Genomic DNA, 19,937 nt, shown 5'->3' with positions numbered 1-19,937 from the left:
GTATTTGTTATTCAATCTCAAGCTGTTTTTGTCCAAACCTGACGCTATGAATTTGAAGTGATATACAATTTTTTTAATGATTAAAGGTAAATATATTTTTTTAAAACTAATTATTAAATACCTTTTATTGACTTACAGGCTTATATAAAACTTTGTTCCTTTACCCTCTGTGCTTTTAAAAAAAATACTACCATTGTGCTGTTCTATACACTGTTTACTAAAACATAAACCTAAACCTGTTGAAGCTTCCCCTGGGTTCCGGGCCTTTGTGCTTTTGAAAATTTATTGAAAACTTCGGGTTGTAAATGTTCGGGGATACCTATACCTGCATCCACTATTTTTAAGACTAATTGATTCTCGACAAACTTACTTGAAATTTTGATAATGCTATCGGGATAGGAAAATTTCACAGCGTTGCCAATTACGTTTTGCACCGCCCTTTTAAAATGGCTGCGGTCAATATTTCTTATTATAGGTTCTGTAGATAGATCGGTTATAATTTGTATGTTTTTAAGCAGACTTAGGCCTTTTTGCTCATTGATGCACTGATTATAAAAATAGTTCATTTCTGTTTGTACCAGGCTTAATGGTTTGCTTTCATAGGCTTCCACCAATAGCAGATCTTCGAGTATATCAGTAGCATGTTTGCAGGAAAGGCTACATAAGCTTAAAAAATCCATCTTCTCCTGGACATCCGGCGTTTCATTCAATAACATGATCAAACCCTGTATATTAAATAGTGGGTTTCGTAGATCATGGACTGCCCGTTGATAGTTCAATTTCGTTTCAGCAATGGTTTTTACCAGTTCTCCCGTAACTGACATTAAAGAAATTACGCCTATAAATTTATCGTTTTCAAAGACCGGCAGGAAATCTGTCTTGGCTTCTTTCATCTGATTAAAAACTTCAAAGATGCTTTGATCGGGATTGACCTTTGGTTTCGAGAAATCACAATCTATAATAGTGATGCAATCGGGATTTGAATGCAAATCCCTTAAAGTAACAATTCCTTTGATTGTTAAATCTTCATTAATTATAGCAACATATTCACGGTCATTGAGCAATTTGGAAATATGGCTTATATCTTCTAAAACAGAAGCGGTAGAAAAGGTTCGGTTAACAAGATCATTTATTTTCATCCAGGATAATTTATTGATAACTGATTGCATTTGACACACTTGTAAAAAATGCACTTACAGAATAAGGTTATGAATACGATTTTGTTTTCAGCAGTACCAATTCCCCATAACTGATATTGAATTTCCGCCCAACAAATTCCAAATCTTCAATAGCTTCTACCAACTGCCGGACTTCAAAAAGATGCTTTGGCCATTCCTGCCCCTTTTTGCTGAATTTATAATATTTATCTTTTGTCTCATACCACGCTTCTGTGCGTTCTAATTCCAGTCGCATTGTATGAGCGGCTTTTTTAACATTCACAATGGCCTTGTGAAATTGGTTCAGGTTTTTAACTTGTGCCATTATAATAAAAAGATTTTAGCAGAGCAATATATAGTATGTTGTGGAATAATACAACAAAATTGTTACAAATAAAAGGATGCTTTTAACTAACAAAGAGGCTGGAAACAAGAAAAGCCAGGCATCGCGCCGAGCTTTTCTTACCTAAACCTTATCACAAAAGCACATAGATGTGCTTAGATTTTTAAATATACTTTAATTTATCAAAGTATCAATACATACTTTTAAGTCAGTATTATTTTTGTTTTTTTAAGGATTTTAGATGCTCCTGGGCTTCTTTAGCTTCCCGCTCTTTTTGGCTTGCCACATCCGCCGCTTCCGATCTTTCTTTAGCCTCGTTTTCCAAACGTATAGTTTCACTTTCTGCGGTGTCAGGGTTATTATAATAATGCTGCTCTGCCCAATTCGCTTGTATAGGATAAGTTTGCCGTATCATACGAAACTTAATATCATTGGCTTGTAAGCGGCTATTCTCCAACCATAAATGAGCATTTAACCCTGTACTAATAGCAGTTACAATCAGTAAAATAACCCCTGCGATAATCCAGCCTCTTGATTTGGGGTCAAAATAATGATCATGTTTGACGGTTTTGGGTATCCTTGCCATGATGGCTTTAACTTCATCAAGCTGAACTTGAATTTTTGTTGCGGGATATTCCAAATTATGTTGATTAACTGCTGCTTTCAGCTCATCAATCGGCTTATTGTAATCCGGTAAATGTTCTGCCAACCATTTTTTCAAATCCTCAAAGTATGGTGTATAGTCAGGAAACCTAATCTCCCGTTTATCAATCTCGTTTACTTTTATCACCAGTTGATCTATGATTTCATCATTGGTGCTTTTTTCTGAATGTTCCATTTTTGTTTATTCTTAATCGTTAAAAATTAATTAAATATGTGGCCCGTGATATTTTTCCTGTTCCTGCTTCTTTCTTTTTCTTTTATATAAATCGTCCGGTTCTGGCTCAGGTGTGATAGACAAAAGTTGTTCTGACAGACGTAAAGCTTCTTGCAGATAGTTGGTTTGCGGTTCATTTTTCAGATAGGTAGTTTGCGGCTTGCCTTGCTGCTCACTTATGGCTTGTCTTAATTGGTCGGCCAGGCTCTTAGGCTGTGTATTAATCTGCTGCTGTGCCTGCTGTTCTATTTGCTTGTTTAATCTACCATAACTTAAACTCCGGTCGATTTCCGACCCCTTAAACTTGTAGTCGCCTTTACTGAAACTAATACCTTGTTTCTCCAACGTGCCGCTTTTGTATTTGAACTGCATACCGATGCCCTGCTTTAACAATTCCTGTTTAAGCTCTGCCATACTGGTAACCTTTTGGCTTACCGACTTTATGGTATCGTATAATTCATATTTAAGCTTGTCGATACCCTTTAACTGCTGACGGTTAACCTTTTCCTTACCCTGCCCGATGTGCATACCATGTTTTAAGGTAAGCTCTTTGCTGATCTTAATATTTTTCAGGTGCTGAAAACTATCGGGAATGGTTTTGCCCTCGTTGTTGACCCTATTATAAACGATATGGATATGCGGGTGCGCCCGGTCTTTATGCTTAACAATCAGTAACTGCGTGTCCTGTATTTTCATTTTTTGCAGGTACTCTTTGGCAATGCTGATCATTTTTTCATCGTTCAACCTGTCTTTATCCTCCGGGCTCCAGCTTAACGAGATATGGCCTACTGCCTGACCTAATCCTGGGTTCATTTTGCGCTGCATATTAAAGTCGGCAATGATGTGCGCGGTCTTGTCGATGCGCACGCCATCCGCATAAAGTATGGCCGCCTCTTTTTTCAGGACGTTATACTCAATACAGCCACCAAAGCTTTTGCCGGGTTTAGGTATCTTGCCGATCATCGCTATTGAAATATTTTAAAGCCTGGTCAATTTCAATCATCAGTCCATCGCATTTACGGGCAACCGTTAAAAGACCGTCCCGGTGCGCCAGTTTGGTCAACTGGTTTAAGTTGTTTGCCATACCGGCCAACATCCGCATGATCTGTAAATCTTCCGGCTTTAGCCTGGCTATTACCCGTGCGGCTTTAGCCGCCTCCCTAAACCAATCGCTGATTTTCATGCCCGCACCTTTCGCTCTCGCGGCTATCATAAAATGCTCGGTGGCGGTTAGCCTGACCCTGATCTGCACCTCCCGCCTGACCTTAATTTTGGGCCTGCCTCCCTTATGTTTCGGCCTGCCTGTAACTGGCATTACCGTTGTTTTTACTACCGATTCCATACATTACTTTCTGTCATTATGAAGCTTATTTTCTTCTTTTTCTTTTTGCAACCAACGGGCGCAAAAAGCAAGTTTGCCGTTCAGCCGTAGGCTGCAACGGAGTTTTTGGGTACCAAAAACACAAACTTGCTTCTTATCGGCAAATGCCTTTTGTTAACGGCCTCCGGCCGGTATAGACAACTATACAGCTATACCGCAAGCGGTATGCTGCGCCGCTTTTTTTACCAAAGCCTCGCTTTGGTTTTCGCCCGTAGCTTTTTCCGATGCTTCGCATCAGAGCTGCCTTTTTCCCTCACTTGCTGTTGCCCTCCAATAGCTTTTCAATGTCTTCTAATTTGTAATAAAGCAGCCCGCCGATCTTGGTATAACGGAGCGTTCCGTTAACCCTTAAATTCTGTAAGGTGCCGGGCGAAATGTTTAGTAGCTTCCTGACCTCGTAGCTTTTCAGCCATTGTTTACTTTGTCCCTGACCGGGTTTTATAAGACCCTTGATCTCGCCTAACAAATTCTCTATCCTGCGTAAATCATCTTTGGTGATAAATTCGATGTTCATCTTCTCCTCCTTGTTAATTTTTAGTTTTTTGTTGCATGATTTTGAGCACCTCGCTCATTTTGAAATACACCCGTTTGTGCAGGCGCAAAAAGGGCAACCCTTTTTTCATCCAGTCCGTGAGCGTGACTAACGACACGCCTAATTCTTCGGACAGCTCTTGTTTGGATAATAGCCGTTCATCCCGAGGCGCGCTACCGCCTGTTTTAAAATGCTCTTGTAATTCTGCCCTGACTGCATCCCTGATACACCGGCTTAGGGCTTCGTGGTTGATTATTTCCATGCTGCAAATGAAAATAAAAAAGCAGCGCAGGCGTGACCACGCAGATTTGCGTGGTTAAATTGAGGTTGTTTATAGCAAGCTAAGACAAGCTTGTATATAATTGAAATTTAAGCTGTTATAGCTTGTCGAAGGATAGGATTAATAAGGTTAAGTTGTACAAGTTTCAACTTCGCTTTCTGGCGGGTGTTAGTTTAAATAACTTTAATTCCGGTGGAACTTTGGCGTATTTGATGCCTGGGTCTTTCTTGTTTCCCGGGAAATAGCGGCGTAAAGTTTCCAAACTGATCTCATTATTGCCCTCTCTAAAATACTTGGCAATCATCTTACTCCATACGATCTGCGTTTGAGAAAAAACGAGTTCTTTGCCAGTGTCCGGCAATAAGGCTTCCTGTGCTTGCAGGCAAATATCAATGAAGCTTAACAGGTAGCCGTCAGCTATATTGATAAACTCCTGGGTTTCCAGTTTCCTTGCTGCCTTTAAATCTTCCTTTAAGCCGTCAATTTGTAATTGTTGCTTCCTGATTTCTTCCTGCTGATCTGCAATGATTTCAGGTAGTGTCTTTTGGGTATTCCACTGGTCAATAGAACGGAGATACTTTTGAAAGGTAGTGAGTTTGGCAAGCAGTTCCATGTCGGTCGCATGGCTCGAATTAAACGGGTCTTTGGTTTCTATATACCTGATGCGTATTAAAACAATCTGCCAAACGAATGTAAAAAACTCCTGTTCGCCCTGTGGCTCCTTCCCTAAAAAATAGGATAAGTGGTACTGGTAATAATCGGGGTATTCCTGTTCAATTAGGGTAAATAATTTCTTGATGAAAAGATTATCTTCATAACCTTTCTTTAACCCGGTAAATATGCCAATATCATACTTATTGGGGTTACGATCAAAGCGTTCGTGTGGTTTGAAATATTTATTTGGCATGGCTTCGGGTTATTAATTCCTATTACATGCTACAACAGAATGATATTATTTTGGTTTTAGGTCGGGTAATGAGGTCTAAATAATTCTCTTCACCTAAAAACACTAAAATGGAAATTACTTAATTGTGATGGTTTGTATAAATCAAAATTTAATCAAAAAAGCCTCTCATGCTAACGTTTATATGAAATTAAGTAGTATCGTTGCTATACAAATGTAACGTTAAAAAATCTTCGCCAGCTAAATCCGGGATTCTTTCCAGGCGTGTATGGCTTCCCAAAAACAATAGCCCATTAAAAGAAATCCACCGGCAATATCTGCCCACCACCAGTTCAACCATAGGTTAAGAAGCATACTGATCAATACAATACCTGCCAATGCCGCATCCACCAAAGTTACCCGCCCCTCCGTCAGCAAAACCGGGTTGCTTAATAAATTACCTACCTGTTTTTTTTTAAGGGCCAAAATCACCATAACTATAAATGTCAATGTTAACCAGATCATTCCAAGCGAAGATGGACCGGAATGCGTGTGGTTTATTAAATTCCATAAGCTTTGAACAAGTATATATATACCTAAAATAAAAAACGCGATACTTAATAGTCGTAATCCTTTTCTTTGCCGGTTGCCGCCTGTTCCGTTTAACTCCCATATTACAATGGTAGAAGCACCAATCTCTAATAAAGTATCAAATCCAAAACCTATAAGCGCAACAGAATGAACAGCAGGTGCTGCCACCAGCAAAAGGACAATAACCCCAATTATATTCCACGTCAACGTAATGTATTCTAAAATTTTACCCTGACGTAATAATGAAGAAGCCATAAAACTTATTTACGTGCCGTAACGTATGAGATACGTTACGGCTAAGGTGTTCTTTGGTGAATAGTCCATAATTTCAACTTCTTACAATTTAATAGATAATTCAAGATGGCCTCCCAAACCCACCTCAATGATCTTTCTTAAAGTAGCTACCCGTACATCCTGTACATCATTTTCCACTTTAGATATATAAGCTTTGGTTGTCCCGCATTTATCAGCCAATTCGGTTTGTGTTAATCCTTTGGCCTTACGGGCTTCGTGAATTAATACACCTAATTTAAATTCTTCATAGCCTTGTTCAAATTCTTCCCGCTTAGGTGTTCCTTTGTGGCCGTACTCTTTAACAATAAAGTCGTCCAGTGTAATTAAATTATCGTTTTTCTTCATGATATAACTCTTTTATTTTTAATGCCTTTTCTATTTCCTGTTTGGGTGTCTTTTGTGTCTTTTTTTGAAACCCATTAGCCAGTACAATTAATTTCCCCTCGTCAAAGAAGCAAAATATCCTAAAAATATCATTGCCCGACTGCACCCTTATTTCAAACAATCCTGCTGTCCCCTCCAAATGCTTTAAATAAGTTTCAGGTACATGCTGCACTTCCTCGATCAGTTTAAATGTCCAAATGATCTTATCTTTAACTTTCTGCCGTTGTTTAGCTAAGAACTCCGGGAAATACTGTTTATAAATCGTTATGGTTCTAAATTTAATGCTTGCGTTCATAACTTATACAAATATAAATAAAGTTGCCATTTTAGGCAACTTTTGATTTAAAATTTAATTTTTTCTTTTAAATTGCAATTACTGGTTAGCCATTCGCTTTTTCAGATTTTGCATATCCTCACTAAGTTTTTGCTCCACCACTTTAGCATATACCTGTGTGGAGCGAATTGTAGTATGTCCAAGCATCTTACTTACCGATTCAATCGGCACACCATTGCTTAAAGTTACCGTAGTAGCGAATGTATGCCGTGCGATATGAAAGGTGATCGCTTTATTAATATTACACAAGTCGGCTATCTCTTTCAGATAAGCGTTCATCTTTTGGTTGGAGATTACCGGGAATAACGTGCCATAATTAACTGCTTTAGGATGGTTGTGATATTTTTTTATCAGTTCTTCGGCTTGCGGCAATAGCGGAATACGCACATCGGTATCGGTTTTCTGTCTGCTGGTGATTAGCCAGTCATTTCCGTCTATGCCTTTCACAATGTTTCCGGCGGTTAGGTTCATCGTATCTATGTAGGCCAAGCCGGTGTAACAGCTGAAAAGAAAAAGGTCTTTAACCGTCTGTAAACGCTCTATACTGAATTTTTTATTTTCGATGGCTGATAGTTCTTCTTTGGTGAGATAAAAACGCTCCACCTTATCAAAATGCTGTTTGTATTTGGCGAATGGGTCTTTTACAATCCAGTCCATTGTAACCGCCATATTAACCATTTTACATAGCCGTTCAATGTGCTTCATGATACCATTGTTATGTAATGGTTTCTGATGGTCTTTCGGTTGATGCTTACTTAGGAAAGTTTCAAAGTCCAGGATAAACTTGTAATTCAGTTCTGCAAGGCTAATGTCGTTCCTATGATATTTTTCCTTTAAAAACTTAGCGATATACTTTTGAGTGGTATAATAGTTTTTCATTGTACCCTCGGCCAGTTTGTCTTTCATTTCGGTGTTATGGTATTCGCCCAGCTTAATCAAAGTGATTTCATTATCATCTGCACCGAGGAACAGGGATTTAACGGCATCTACTGTGATAACCTTTTTCTGCTGTACTAACTCGTGATAACCATCGGCAATTAAAGTACGCACCCGCTCTATATGCTCGTTGAGTTTACGGGTTTCATCTTTTGTTCCCCGTGCCTTTCCTTTCGCCTCGTCCCAATTTTGCGGGTTGACTTTCTTTTTTAAAGAGATTTCACACCTCCTGCCGTTAACAGTAATACGGGCGAATACGGTGGCCTGATCGTTTTTTTGTTGTTTGGGTAGCCTAATTACAAACTGGATACCAAATGTGTTGCTGCTTCTCATATCAATCTATTTTATGTTAATTTGATAATCAATGATGCAGATGATGAATTTCGCTCACATAAACAGCGGTTAAAACGCACCAAAAAACATCAAAATAAACGATATAAATATTTGATATTCAATTACTTATATCGAATTGTGTGAGCGAATTTAAATAACTAAAATCACTCACGCAATTGCTCACATCTTCTTTGATATTGATTGGGGTTTCTTGGTATGATAAAAAACAAAAAACCCGCAAATCAGTGTGATTTGCGGGTTTTTATACCTATTTGACTGGTAATCAGTCGGGATGGCAGGATTCGAACCTGCGGCCTCCACATCCCAAATGTGGCGCGATACCGGGCTACGCTACATCCCGTCTCCCTGATTGGGTGTGCAAAAGTATGATTTTAAATTAAGTTGCAAAATTTTTTTTGAAAGATTTTGCAAGCCTTCCTATAATCTGCTCATTAACAAAATATTGCCTTAAATTAAATTCTTTATGGTTTCTCAAAATACTGAATAACCCTGTTATTACACTTGATTTCCCTCCAAAAAACTTAAAAAAGGATTGTATGTTGTTCTGCTATAGCTGTTCAAATCCATGAATTTATATGAACAACAGCCTTACTGGCTAATAAAAAATGGCATAATTGCATCCTACCCTTCTCTTCAAAAAGATTTGAAGCTGGATGTGGCCATTATTGGAGCCGGCATCAGCGCCGCTTTAACAGCCTGGCAGCTCCGCAACTCGGGTTTAAGTATAGCTGTTTTTGATAAGCGCCACGTTGGTATGGGCAGTACCGCGGCCAGCACTGCTTTCCTGCAATATGAAATTGATACGCCCCTTACATCTTTAAAACACCTGGTTGGCGAAGCTAATGCCGTAACAAGCTATCAACTTTGCCGCAAGGCTATTTATGACATTGCTGATTTATGTAAATCGCTTAAATCTGCCTTTGATTTTAGCTTGAGGCCAAGTTTGCAGTATGCCAGCTTCAAAACACATACAAATTCACTAAATCAGGAATATAACTTCCGTAAAAAGCATGGCTTTGAGGTACACTGGCTCGAAGCTGATGAAATTGAACAGAAATTCGGGTTTAAGGCTTCCGGGGCTATTTTCTCTGCAGATGGCGGGGAGGTTGATGCATATCTGCTTACCCATGCTTTACTTACAAATTTTGGCAAAGCCGGTCATAAAATATACAGTAATACCGATATTAAAACCATTGAGCATCATAAACAAGGCATAACGCTGCAAACCGCCAACGGCTCAGTTATCAAAGCTAAAAAGTTGATTATTGCATGCGGTTACGAAAGTTTAAAATACATTCCTAAAAAAATAGCCGAAATAAACTCAACTTACGCACTGGTTTCCGAGCCTTTACCCGATGTACGTTTCTGGTATAAGAACAGTTTGATTTGGGAAACTGCCGTACCCTACATGTATTTTAGGGCCGTAGGCGAAAACCGAATCCTGATTGGAGGCCGCGATGACCTGTTTCATCATCCGCATATACCGCCTTCCGTTATTAAACGAAAGGCGGACATGCTACAGCAGGCTTTTCTCAAAAAAATGCCGCACATCCCTTTAAAAGCTGATTTTAGCTGGGCCGGTGCTTTTGCAATCACTAAAGATGGCTTGCCTTACATTGGCTGCATTCCCGAAAGACCGAACACTTATTTTGCGCTTGGCTTTGGAGGTAATGGTATCACTTTTAGCGTAATTGCTGCCGAAATTATCCATGATCTTATCCTGGAGAGCAAGAACGAACATGTTCAATTGTTCAGTTTTAACAGGTAGCGCGTTTTCAAATAATAAAAGCCGATATTTAACCTTGAAATGACGGATCAATTACCCAAAATATACCTTTACCGCAGGCTTATACAGGCTAAGTTGTTCATTGATAAAAACTATCATGAACCGATCGACCTGAACGATATTGCCGACGAGGCGTATTTTTCCAAATATCATTTCATCAGGTTGTTTAAAAACATCTATGGTAAAACACCACACCAATACCTCACCCAGGTGCGGGTTGAAAACGCCCGGCTGCAATTAAAAAAAGGCCTTCCCATTGCTAATGTTTGTTATGCTGTAGGTTTTGACAGTGTTACTTCATTTTCTGCTTTATTTAAAAAGATCACCTCCCGTTCTCCGGCAAACTACCAGCAGACAGAACTTAAACGGCAGGCGGAGATGCAGCAATCGCCTCTCAAATTTATACCAGGTTGTTTTGCCCGTGAAAAAGAATGGTTGCGAAATCGCAATTTTCAATAAACCCGGTTCTTTTTTGATAACTACTTTTGGTTTATCAAACAACATTAACATGATAACCAAATTAAACCATGTAAGCGTATTTGTACTTGACCAGGACAGCGCTTATGATTTTTATGTAAACAAATTAGGCTTTACCGTAAATACAGATGCCGCCATGGGGCCGGGAATGCGCTGGCTTACTGTGTGTCCTCCCGGGCAACCCGAACTGGAAATATCACTCATGGCTATAACGGAGGGCATGATGTTCGATGCACAATCTGCACATCAAATGCGCGAATTGGTACAGCGCGGCACCTTTGGGTTCGGCGTTTTTGAATGTAACGACCTTATAGCCACTTACGAGGAGTTAAAAACAAAAGGCGTTGAATTTACCAAAGCACCTACCAAAGAGTTTTACGGCTTTGAAGCTTTATTCAAAGATGACTCGGGTAATTGGTTTTCATTGGGCGAAAAGAAAAGTTAAACGCCTGCACACACAATGGCGCAAAACCACCCCAATTATGGCACAAACGACAAGGTGTAAATTTTGATTTTGCATGGAGATTTGTATAAATCAATCTTCAAAACATCATGGAAAATCAAATAACCACCACCCTCCAAACCGATGCACGCATTGACTTACTGGCAGTATTTGAGGATACTGCCAGCAAACTTTTATCAACCATTGCTTTATTCAATGAGCAACAAATTAATATTGTACCACCCCACGGCGGATGGACAGCCGGACAGATAGCGGAGCATGTTTTTAAATCGGCTTTACAACTTGTTCCGGTACTTAACGGCTCCGACAAAGCAGCAGAAAGAGATCCGGCCGAAAAAGTCAAAATGATAAAAGACCTGTTTCTTGATTTTGAGGCTAAATTCAAATCAGCACCAAACATATTGCCATCAGACGGGCCTCACAATAAATCTGAGCTTATCGAATTATTACAAACAGTTATCATCCAGGTCAGAGAAGTAATTAATTCCAAAGATCTATATGCCATTAGTACTGACCTGGTAGTTCCTTTTTTTGGTGAGCTTACCCGGTTAGAATGGCTCTATCTTATTTGCTATCATACTCAGAAGCACATTCACCAGTTAAAAAACGTCGGGCAGCCTTTGTGATTCGTTTAATGATACCTGCATGTTCCTGGCTACCGAATTTGCAACGTAAATAATGAGCCACAGCAAACCGGTTAAAGCATACATACTAAGTATAACAAGCGATAAAGTGCTCACAGAAGCGCCTTCGTCGCTTTTTTGCATAAATAGTGTGAGTATAGACAAACCTACCCCGGCACCTAAAAAGTAAGCGGTAGTACCCAGGCTTGATGCCAACCCGTAGTGTTGCTTGGGGATGTTTTTTACAGCAAGTACCGACAAACTTGTAAAACAGATGGTCATACCTAAACCAGATATAAAAGCAGCAGATAACAGCAGTAAAGGGAGAGAGTAGCCTGTAAATACCGCATAAATTAAAACCAGCCCCCCGGTTAACATACAACTCATACCCAACAACCCGGTTTGTTCGGTTGTTAACCGTTTCATGATGCCTGGCAGCATAAACTTAGCCACCATGGCCGATAACAGGCTAAAAGGCACCAGTAACAGGCCAGATCGTGCTGCAGTATATTGCATGTCTTTTTGCAATAATTGGGATATAATGAACAGGTACCCGGTAAAAAATGCACCTAACAAAATGAATACACCATTTGCGGTAATAACTGATGACGCTTTAAAAACTGAAAGATCTATCAGCGGATTTGCACTTCGGGTTAAACGAACATATAACAGCCTCATGCAAACAACCACGCCTATGGCACAAATTATAATAAAAGTATATTGTTGTTTGATATCCGCAAGCTGGTGTACACCGTAGCTAAGCATCAGCAAACCCATCACCAATAAAATACCCGAAAACAGATCGGGAGACGACTGCCTTTGTTCAGGGGCATCATTAGCCAGGCACAGCCAGCCTATAACAATAATAAAAACCAGTATTGGCACATTAATCAAAAACACCCAATGCCAGCCTAAATAGGTGCTGATAATTCCGCCGATGGAAAGGCCGCTTCCTGAACCAACCGCCGCGAATGAGCTAAAGATTCCGATAGCCTTGCTCCGCTCCCGTTCTTCGGTAAAAGTATGCGTTACGATGGAAAGTGCCGATGGCATGATCAGCGCTGCAGCCAGGCCTTGTACGGCCCTCGATAAACTAAGAAACACAAAAGTACCTGATAAGCCGGCACCTAATGAAGTTGCCAGGAATAATACCGCACCGGTAATAAAGACCTTCTTTGGTCCGGCAACATCAGACAGCTTACCTCCTATAATCAGGAAACCGCCGTACAATAGCACGTAGAGTGTTTGAAGCCATTGAACCTGGTCGTTAGTGACCACAAACTGCTTTTGTATTGCCGGAATGGTGAGGTTAATGATGGCGATGTCAAGCGCTTCGACAAATATGGCCATAGAGGCTATGATCAGGACCTTGTTCTTTTTTAGTGCCATAATTTTGATTTTTGTCCTTTCAAAGCTATGCTAATAGAAATTAATAATGATATTTATTATAATTTTGGAACATAATTAAAAAATTAAGCATTTTAAAAGAACAAACGCGCAATTAACACACCGTTATGGCCCCACACACAGAACAAGAAAAAGCCGGCATCCAGCTCGATGAAAAAGATTACGAAATATTACGGCTGATTGAACGGAATGCCAAGCTTACCGTACGGGAAATTGCCGTTAAGATCAACCTAAGCCCTACGCCCGCACATGAACGCATTAAACGCCTCGAAAAAGCGGGGGTCATTAAAAGCTATACCGCCATTTTAGATAAGCGGATGCTGAACAAACGCATCATGGTTATTTGCATGGTAACCCTGCGCGAACATAGCCGCAAAGCAGGTGCCGATTTTATTAACGCTGTACTGGAATTTGACGAAGTGATAGAATGCTATAACATATCGGGCGATTTTGATTTTATGCTCAAAATTGTTTCTGAAAGTATGGATAGTTACCATTCGTTTTTTGTAAATAAGCTAAGCGAAGTAAAGGGTATTGGCCACTCAAAAAGCACTTTTGTAATGGATATTATCAAAGAAACCAATCATTTGCTTTAACTTACACAATAGCAGCGTGCTCCGTCCGTTTATATGTCCGGATAATTAATCGGTTCAACACCCCGTTTTATCGATTCATTAACCCGGTATATCAAATTGTTATCTTAATTTTAAGCTCAACTAAAACGGCACTTTTATCGTAATTATTACCAACCGGGTTTATATACAGACATATATGACTGCAAAACATTTACTTTTTACTTCCAAAATTATTGGTTGTTTATTAATAACGGTTGCCTTTTTTTCCTGTAAAAAAGATAAAACCGTAGCGCCTCAAACACAAGTAAGTCCTGTTACGCTTGGTTTATATGAATACGCCAGCGGGGTAAACAAACGGATCTTTTTACCCATTACGCTGGTAGGCACAAAAGCAGTGACTTATTATACCGTGTTTGATACAGGTTCATCAGGAATGACGCTTGATGCCGCAGGTATCCTGCCTGCATCAATGATCACATCGTCAGGCATCCAGTTTACCGGGGATTCGGTGGTTGTGAACGGTATTACGGTTACTAATACCAAGGGCACGATAAGCTTTGGCGACCAGTTAAGCTCCACGAAAGAATACGGCAATTTAGCCTACGCCAATATCACCATCGGCGACGCACAGGGCAACCTTACGTTAAAAAGGGTGCCATTTTTTTTATACTACAAAATAGTTGATGAAACTGGTGCGCAATTATCGGCCCATGCCAGCGATGTTTTTGGTGTTGGCCCCGGTACAAGCTATGTAACCAACCTGATTCAAAGCCCATTAAGGTCCTTTAGCACCGGCACCGACCTTACAAGCGGATTTAAGCTGGCCACGTTAAATAAAAGCTTATTTTCTACCAGTGGAACTTATGTTAGCAATCTGTTAACTATCGGCTTAAGCAACAGTGATCTTTCATCATCTGGATTCATTATGCACCCGCTTTCTTATTCAAACAGCGGCGGATACTCACCTAATATCCCTGCAACTATTACTTACAATGGCAAGACCATCTCCGGACAGATTTTGTTTGATACAGGAACCCCATCAACTACTGTAATTGAAGACAGGCTGGCAACCAACTCAATAGGCAGCCTTCCGGCAAATTCGACCGTAACTGTAACTACCAACAAGGGCTTTGTTTATACTTATACAACATCAAGCACCGGAAACCTAACAGAAGTGCAAAATCCCAATAATACGGGTGATTACCGTACCATTTTTAGTCTCGATTTTTTCATCAGTAATGAATACCTAACCGATTATGGCAACCACCAGATCGGGTTAAAAAATAACTAAACATTAATGCTTTACCGGCGATAACATTATTTTCAAAAACCCGGCCTTCATAATTTCTGCTCCTTTTTCATCCCCTGTCACGAGATGACTTTTTCAATGCACTACAAATTTACAGCGGCGCTTTTTAAATAAATCAAAGGAGATAAAAGTCTATTTTTTATTACAAATCTCCGTAACTGCAGTACGGCGGGTGGCGGTGTAAACTATTCCATTTACCATTTCATAGCCAGTAGAAACGCTTTGCGAATAGCGTTTTAAAATAACCCCGGTATTGTTATCTATGAGTATTGATCCGTTTATCCGGCTATTTAAGCTGCCGCCTAAAACCGAAGTTTTATAGGTAACAACAGTAGTTGTACTGCTTATTGCATAAACTGTATAGTTGGTTTCGGCCGATGAAGTAGTAACCTTCCATGAATAGCCCTTTTTAAGTGTGATGCCAACCGGAAAATCAACCATTAACTGTATTGTAGTCCCTGGCGACAGCCGTTCAGGCTGGATGCCGGCAAAAGATAAAAGTGTATCATTGGCAACAGCCGGGCGTTTTAAATTCAGGATCTCGCCTTTGTTGTTTACTGAAACTATCGATTGATTATTGAACATCTTTTGCAAACCAACCTGGATAACAGAATTTGGGTCGGCAGGTTTACCTGAGTTATATACCAGGTTCTGGTTCATTGCATTTATGGTATCGATAAGCTTGTTAGTAGTAATAGTAAAAGAGGCCCCCCTTTCAGAAGCATCGGTTACTTTGTACGTTTTAACAACAATTGAAACCGAACCAACCCGCAAAGTTTGGCTGCCGCGCTGTAAAACACAATTTGACTTTGTATTTACCTGCCTTTGAAACTCATCTCCCTGTTTAAATCTGCCCTGGGCATAGGTAACACCGCTCGCAAAAGCTAATATTATAACTAATATATATTTTAACTCAATTGGGGTACTTTTCATTTTGGTGTTCTTGTTATAATGCCTTTAATAATTTGACATTATGTCACAGTTAGTGTTTTTTCCTGTTTGATTGGGGTTTACCTTTTAACTTATCATCCTTCGTTCCCGCAGGCGATGCCATTTTAAAGCTCTCGCTTTCGGGAATTTCCGGGATAGACCAGGGTATAAGATTTTCGGAAGGCTGTAAAAGCAGTACCGTACTTGTTATATCGGGCATTATCGGAATGGGGCCTTTTATAATATTCACCTGGCCTGATACGGTTGGCTCAACAGGCGCTGGCGGTAATTCCGGCGATTCTGGCAAAGGGAGGTTCATAACCGCTGAAAACTGAAGGTCCTGCATTATTTGCTTTGGCAAATGCGGAGCTTTGGGCGCTTCAGGTGATGGAATTTCAGGTAACCCCGCAGTTGCACCATTAACATCGGGTTGGTCGGGTGCATCAACCACAGGTGGCGTTGAGCCAACTTCAGCCAGCACAGGCATTTGAGTTGCTGAAACAAAGGGCTGAGCAACTACCGGGATATCCGTAAGCGTAAGTACAATCGGCTTACCCGCCGAACCATTGCCATGAGTGTTTCCTTTGGTAATTGTACCAGGCGTTAACGGCGGCGGCACGTTCCAGTCCGACTGATTATTACGGCTCTGGGCCATGGTATTACTTAAGCCCCCCCAGGCAACTAATAACCAAATAAAGCATGGTATTAAGCTGTTGAGTCGCCGGTTTCTCTTCTTTTTTTGGACGATGTATGACATTTCCATTTAATTATCTTTATGCAGAAAGCGATTGCTTTCAATACAATCAGTCAGTTTTATTTGGTGAATAATAGCTTATTAATTTAATTTTTATTGATTGTTAATGAGCAATAATGATTTTAGGTATAGGTTAGAATTATATTGCAAAATCATTATTAAAGTTAGTCCTTTTTATCGATTACGGCACACGGCTTTCCAATATATGCTATCTGTATAATACTAAATAGTGTTTCTACATGATATACTTACCTCCAATATTTCATCTGTAAAAATAAGCTTTATGGTGTTACTCCAAAATACCAACTGCTTTGTATTGTGTGAATTTCGGCCTCTCCATAAAATTGTACTGTCAAGCACGATGGTGAAATAATATAAAACAAAGCCATAAATGGTTTTGAACAAATTAATTCATCGCGTTTCATCTAAATTAAAAAACCATGGAAAGTACTTTAAATTACCTCGCGGGCTTTGTTTCCCTAACTTTTATGGGATTATCGGCTATGTATAAATTTAAGCTCGACAAATTGCAGGGAACAGGCAAAATACCCAACATTATCAGTGCCAGGCAACGGCAAATTATGTTTTTCGTGTTAGCTGTATTATCTGCTTTAATAATATTCATCTCCAGATTTTAAAAACACATTAACCGGTAACAACCCCAAGCCCAACGGCTTTTGCTGATAAATATCAAATTGCTATCTTTAACCGGGACCAAAAACCCGAATATGAAATACCTTTTGTTTTTTCTGCTTATTTTGGCTGTAATTCCGTGTTGCGGTCAAAATATTGACAGTTTAGAAAAGGTTGTTTTCAGCAAATCACTTACACAAAAACGCTTAACCGCCGCTACTCAGATTGCCAACCATCCGGCTGAAAAAAATCCGGCTAAAATCATTATAGTTGCAAAAGAAGGATTGAACCTTGCGCATAAGCTAAACAATAAAAGAGCAATTACTTTACTATCGCAAACTTTAGGAGAAGCTTATTTCCAAACTAACCAATATGATTCCGCATCATATTATTACAATATTGCCGCGGTTGCACTCAACAAAATAAATCAACAGTACATTTTAACCGATAGTTATTACAGGTTAGCGAAAGCGTATGTAAAATTAAAAAATCATAAAAAAGCGCTTGAATTTTGCATGCTGGCAATTTCGTACGCCCCAAAAACCGGCGACCGTACAGAGTTGATAGAAGCTTTAAACCTGGCCGCGACGTTATATGAGGCAAAAAACAATTACCGGGAGGCCTTAAATTACTCCAGGCAGGCTTTCGACATAAATGACTCTTTAAACCTTGCCCGGCAAACCAATGAAAACACCTCTGAAGCATACAGCCATAAATTTATGGGGATGTTATGGGAAGCATTAAACCAAACGACTCAGAACAGGAAATTTTAAAAACCATCGATGTCAAAAAATCATTAAATGATACCCTTGCGCTTTCAATTAACTATTTTAACCTTGGCGTATTGTATAAAAACAAACGGTTATATCTGCAATCTCTCGATGCCTTAAAAAACAGCCTTCAGTTTGCCACACAAATAAATTATGCAGATATGCAAAGAAGCGCCACAAATGAAATAGCTGATTTGTATGAGCAATTGGGCAACTATAAGCAATCGCTGATTTACTTAAAAAAGCATGCAGCAATTAAAACCTCAGGCAACAGCACAATTGATGAACTACAGGCAAAATACGAAATAAAACAACGTGAGGATCAGGTGCTGCAACAGCAATTTGAAATAACAAAGCGTAATTACTGGATGGCGGGTATCTGTGTTTTTACACTTTTAATGTTCTTTACAGGCTTTTTTTACTATAAACAAAACAAGCTAAAACAACGCAATATGGCTATGCAGGCTATAATTGCGGCTGAAGAAAGTGAAAGGCAAAGAATTGCCAGGGATTTACATGATAGTGTTAGCCAAATAATATCGGCGGCAAAAATAAACCTGTCAGTTATAGGCAGTGAATTACTTTTTATAAATGAAGAGCAAAGAACCCGTTTTGAGAAAGCAATTAACCTTGTTGATTATGGATTTAAAGAGGTAAGAACGATATCACACAATATGATGCCCTGGGCACTTCATAAAACAGGGTTAGCAAAAGTAATTAAACAATTTATTGAGAATATTAAGAATAATAATATTGCAATAAACTTTTTTTGCCAGGGGTTTGATTCGCCGTTTGACGATACTATCGAGATCATTTTATACCGGGTATTACAGGAAAGTGTAAACAATGTAATGAAGCACGCTCATGCCGACAGGGTTGACATTTCACTTATAAGAAGCGATGAAAACATCAGCCTCACTATTGAAGATAATGGCATAGGCTTTGACACAACCAATCCTGATATTTTTAAAGGCATGGGCTTAAACAATCTAATGTCGCGGATAAATTTTTTAAAAGGCAGGGTTGAATTTGATTCGCATCCTAACAGGGGCACACTCGTTTCTATTTATATCCCACTCACCAATAAGCCTTTATAAATTATATTGCATTATAAACCGGTTAAGCTCAACCGGATTTTTCAGATTAAGCTTTTGCATAATATTTTTACGGTGTGTTTCGACAGTATAAATACTCAAGTGAAGATGATCGGCCATTTGCTGGTTGGTAAAATTCTGTTTTATAAATTGTAAAAGTTCAGTTTCCCGCTTAGTAAGCTGGAACTGCTTTAAAAAAGGATCCGGTTCATTAGGCATGGAATTAACAACCGGCTGTTTGCAGGGAAAACACAGTTGCCCTTGCGCTACGGAGCTCATTACCTGTAATAGTTCAGCCTTCCCGACATTTTTGAACAAGTAGCCGCTGGCACCTTCAGCCTTTGCTTTTTCAATCAGGTGCTCCTCATTATATGTGGAAAGCATGATTACCTTAATTTTAGGATAGTAATCCTTTATCCGCTTAAGTACGTCGAACCCGTTCATACCCGGCATATTGATATCAAGCAATATGAGGTTGGGTGTTTGGGTGTGTAACAAATGCAATAATTCCTTACCGTTTGCTGCAACGCTCATTACCTCTATATCTGGCTCTCCCTGCAACAACATGTGTAAGCCGTTTATAAATAAAGTATGGTCATCTGCTATTATTACTGATAGTTTTTCCACGGTGCTTTCCATATAATAAATTCACTGTAAATCTATATTTTATCTTTATTTCATAAAATACCAACTGATTTGTATTGTGCATCCCGGCCTCTGTTTATAAAATTGTTCTACCGAAACAAACTTAGATAAATGAAAAGCCATCG

26 protein-coding genes and 1 tRNA gene are annotated in these 19,937 nt (G+C 39.5%); 9 read left to right on the top strand and 18 right to left on the bottom strand.

Annotation, left to right across the window (positions count from 1 at the left end):
• Positions 1–132 precede the first annotated feature (132 nt).
• The 14 genes from DIU38_RS34800 to DIU38_RS05765 form a co-directional block, all read right to left on the bottom strand.
• Complete coding sequence (locus DIU38_RS34800) at positions 133–282, bottom strand: ATP-binding protein (protein ID WP_149354217.1); 150 nt, start codon at positions 280–282, stop codon at positions 133–135.
• Complete coding sequence (locus DIU38_RS05825) at positions 231–1,193, bottom strand: CBS domain-containing protein (protein WP_149354041.1); 963 nt, start codon at positions 1,191–1,193, stop codon at positions 231–233. Before DIU38_RS05825 ends, DIU38_RS34800 begins: the two co-directional genes overlap by 52 nt.
• A gap of 13 nt (positions 1,194–1,206) precedes the next feature.
• The gene (locus DIU38_RS05820) at positions 1,207–1,482 is read right to left on the bottom strand and encodes a hypothetical protein (protein WP_112658503.1); all 276 of its coding nucleotides are present in this window, start codon (positions 1,480–1,482) and stop codon (positions 1,207–1,209) included.
• Between the two features lie 232 nt (positions 1,483–1,714).
• The gene (locus DIU38_RS05815) at positions 1,715–2,338 is read right to left on the bottom strand and encodes a hypothetical protein (RefSeq protein WP_112658505.1); all 624 of its coding nucleotides are present in this window, start codon (positions 2,336–2,338) and stop codon (positions 1,715–1,717) included.
• A gap of 30 nt (positions 2,339–2,368) precedes the next feature.
• Positions 2,369–3,340, bottom strand: a complete 972-nt coding sequence (locus DIU38_RS05810; RefSeq protein WP_112658507.1) for a relaxase/mobilization nuclease domain-containing protein — start codon at positions 3,338–3,340, stop codon at positions 2,369–2,371.
• Complete coding sequence (locus DIU38_RS05805; RefSeq protein WP_112658509.1) at positions 3,321–3,719, bottom strand: plasmid mobilization protein; 399 nt, start codon at positions 3,717–3,719, stop codon at positions 3,321–3,323. Before DIU38_RS05805 ends, DIU38_RS05810 begins: the two co-directional genes overlap by 20 nt.
• A gap of 292 nt (positions 3,720–4,011) precedes the next feature.
• Positions 4,012–4,272 (bottom strand): helix-turn-helix domain-containing protein, encoded by a 261-nt coding sequence (locus tag DIU38_RS05800; RefSeq protein WP_112658511.1) that lies wholly within the window; start codon positions 4,270–4,272, stop codon positions 4,012–4,014.
• Between the two features lie 13 nt (positions 4,273–4,285).
• A complete protein-coding gene (locus DIU38_RS05795; RefSeq protein WP_112658513.1) occupies positions 4,286–4,552 on the bottom strand; it encodes a MerR family transcriptional regulator in 267 nt (88 codons plus the stop codon).
• A gap of 163 nt (positions 4,553–4,715) precedes the next feature.
• Positions 4,716–5,477: a hypothetical protein gene (locus DIU38_RS05790; protein WP_112658515.1), complete on the bottom strand. Its 762-nt coding sequence runs from the start codon at positions 5,475–5,477 to the stop codon at positions 4,716–4,718.
• Positions 5,478–5,714: 237 nt separating this feature from the next.
• A complete protein-coding gene (locus DIU38_RS05785; protein WP_112658517.1) occupies positions 5,715–6,299 on the bottom strand; it encodes a cation transporter in 585 nt (194 codons plus the stop codon).
• Between the two features lie 81 nt (positions 6,300–6,380).
• Positions 6,381–6,683 carry a helix-turn-helix domain-containing protein gene (locus tag DIU38_RS05780; RefSeq protein ID WP_112658519.1) on the bottom strand — a complete coding sequence of 101 codons (303 nt, stop codon included), beginning with the start codon at positions 6,681–6,683 and terminating at the stop codon, positions 6,381–6,383.
• On the bottom strand, positions 6,667–7,017 hold the full coding sequence (locus tag DIU38_RS05775; RefSeq protein ID WP_112658521.1) for a type II toxin-antitoxin system RelE/ParE family toxin: 351 nt from the start codon (positions 7,015–7,017) through the stop codon (positions 6,667–6,669). The genes DIU38_RS05780 and DIU38_RS05775 overlap by 17 nt, the downstream gene beginning before the upstream one ends.
• 78 nt (positions 7,018–7,095) lie before the next feature.
• A complete protein-coding gene (locus DIU38_RS05770; RefSeq protein WP_112658523.1) occupies positions 7,096–8,325 on the bottom strand; it encodes a site-specific integrase in 1,230 nt (409 codons plus the stop codon).
• Positions 8,326–8,612: 287 nt separating this feature from the next.
• Positions 8,613–8,686 (bottom strand) — tRNA-Pro (locus DIU38_RS05765).
• A gap of 225 nt (positions 8,687–8,911) precedes the next feature.
• Between DIU38_RS05765 and DIU38_RS05760 the strand changes: the two genes are divergently transcribed.
• From DIU38_RS05760 to DIU38_RS05745, 4 genes are all read left to right on the top strand, one after another.
• Complete coding sequence (locus DIU38_RS05760; protein WP_112658525.1) at positions 8,912–10,114, top strand: NAD(P)/FAD-dependent oxidoreductase; 1,203 nt, start codon at positions 8,912–8,914, stop codon at positions 10,112–10,114.
• Between the two features lie 39 nt (positions 10,115–10,153).
• Positions 10,154–10,591, top strand: a complete 438-nt coding sequence (locus DIU38_RS05755) for a helix-turn-helix domain-containing protein (RefSeq protein ID WP_112658527.1) — start codon at positions 10,154–10,156, stop codon at positions 10,589–10,591.
• Between the two features lie 49 nt (positions 10,592–10,640).
• The gene (locus DIU38_RS05750) at positions 10,641–11,054 is read left to right on the top strand and encodes a VOC family protein (protein ID WP_112658632.1); all 414 of its coding nucleotides are present in this window, start codon (positions 10,641–10,643) and stop codon (positions 11,052–11,054) included.
• A gap of 107 nt (positions 11,055–11,161) precedes the next feature.
• On the top strand, positions 11,162–11,698 hold the full coding sequence (locus tag DIU38_RS05745) for a DinB family protein (protein ID WP_112658529.1): 537 nt from the start codon (positions 11,162–11,164) through the stop codon (positions 11,696–11,698).
• Here DIU38_RS05745 and DIU38_RS05740 read toward each other — a convergent pair.
• Positions 11,672–13,084 carry an MFS transporter gene (locus tag DIU38_RS05740; RefSeq protein ID WP_112658531.1) on the bottom strand — a complete coding sequence of 471 codons (1,413 nt, stop codon included), beginning with the start codon at positions 13,082–13,084 and terminating at the stop codon, positions 11,672–11,674. The genes DIU38_RS05745 and DIU38_RS05740 overlap by 27 nt on opposite strands.
• 125 nt (positions 13,085–13,209) lie before the next feature.
• On the opposite strand from DIU38_RS05740, the gene DIU38_RS05735 reads away from it, so the two are divergent.
• On the top strand, positions 13,210–13,698 hold the full coding sequence (locus DIU38_RS05735) for an Lrp/AsnC family transcriptional regulator (RefSeq protein ID WP_112658533.1): 489 nt from the start codon (positions 13,210–13,212) through the stop codon (positions 13,696–13,698).
• 175 nt (positions 13,699–13,873) lie between these two features.
• Positions 13,874–14,968: a pepsin/retropepsin-like aspartic protease family protein gene (locus DIU38_RS05730; protein WP_112658535.1), complete on the top strand. Its 1,095-nt coding sequence runs from the start codon at positions 13,874–13,876 to the stop codon at positions 14,966–14,968.
• Between the two features lie 150 nt (positions 14,969–15,118).
• Here DIU38_RS05730 and DIU38_RS05725 read toward each other — a convergent pair whose 3' ends face one another.
• Positions 15,119–15,919: a hypothetical protein gene (locus tag DIU38_RS05725; RefSeq protein WP_112658537.1), complete on the bottom strand. Its 801-nt coding sequence runs from the start codon at positions 15,917–15,919 to the stop codon at positions 15,119–15,121.
• Between the two features lie 49 nt (positions 15,920–15,968).
• Complete coding sequence (locus DIU38_RS05720) at positions 15,969–16,571, bottom strand: hypothetical protein (RefSeq protein WP_112658539.1); 603 nt, start codon at positions 16,569–16,571, stop codon at positions 15,969–15,971.
• 539 nt (positions 16,572–17,110) lie between these two features.
• On the opposite strand from DIU38_RS05720, the gene DIU38_RS05715 reads away from it, so the two are divergent.
• The 3 genes from DIU38_RS05715 to DIU38_RS05705 all read left to right on the top strand — a co-directional run bounded on the left by DIU38_RS05715 (position 17,111) and on the right by DIU38_RS05705 (position 19,170).
• Positions 17,111–17,308 carry a hypothetical protein gene (locus DIU38_RS05715; RefSeq protein ID WP_090526723.1) on the top strand — a complete coding sequence of 66 codons (198 nt, stop codon included), beginning with the start codon at positions 17,111–17,113 and terminating at the stop codon, positions 17,306–17,308.
• A 90-nt stretch (positions 17,309–17,398) separates the two neighbouring features.
• Positions 17,399–18,076, top strand: coding sequence for a tetratricopeptide repeat protein (locus DIU38_RS05710; RefSeq protein ID WP_149354040.1), 678 nt, complete (start codon positions 17,399–17,401; stop codon positions 18,074–18,076).
• A complete protein-coding gene (locus DIU38_RS05705) occupies positions 18,034–19,170 on the top strand; it encodes a sensor histidine kinase (RefSeq protein ID WP_149354039.1) in 1,137 nt (378 codons plus the stop codon). Before DIU38_RS05710 ends, DIU38_RS05705 begins: the two co-directional genes overlap by 43 nt.
• Here the strand turns inward: DIU38_RS05705 and DIU38_RS05700 are convergent.
• Entirely contained in the window at positions 19,165–19,806 is a 642-nt protein-coding gene (locus tag DIU38_RS05700; protein ID WP_112658543.1) for a response regulator transcription factor, read from the bottom strand. The two genes, DIU38_RS05705 and DIU38_RS05700, sit on opposite strands and share 6 nt — an antisense overlap.
• Positions 19,807–19,937 lie beyond the last annotated feature (131 nt).

The sequence above is a fragment of the Mucilaginibacter metallidurans genome (assembly GCF_003286435.2).
Taxonomy (GTDB): domain Bacteria; phylum Bacteroidota; class Bacteroidia; order Sphingobacteriales; family Sphingobacteriaceae; genus Mucilaginibacter; species Mucilaginibacter gossypii.
The sequence above is the reverse complement of the archived record's forward strand: the minus strand, read 5'-3'. Positions and strand labels throughout refer to the sequence as shown.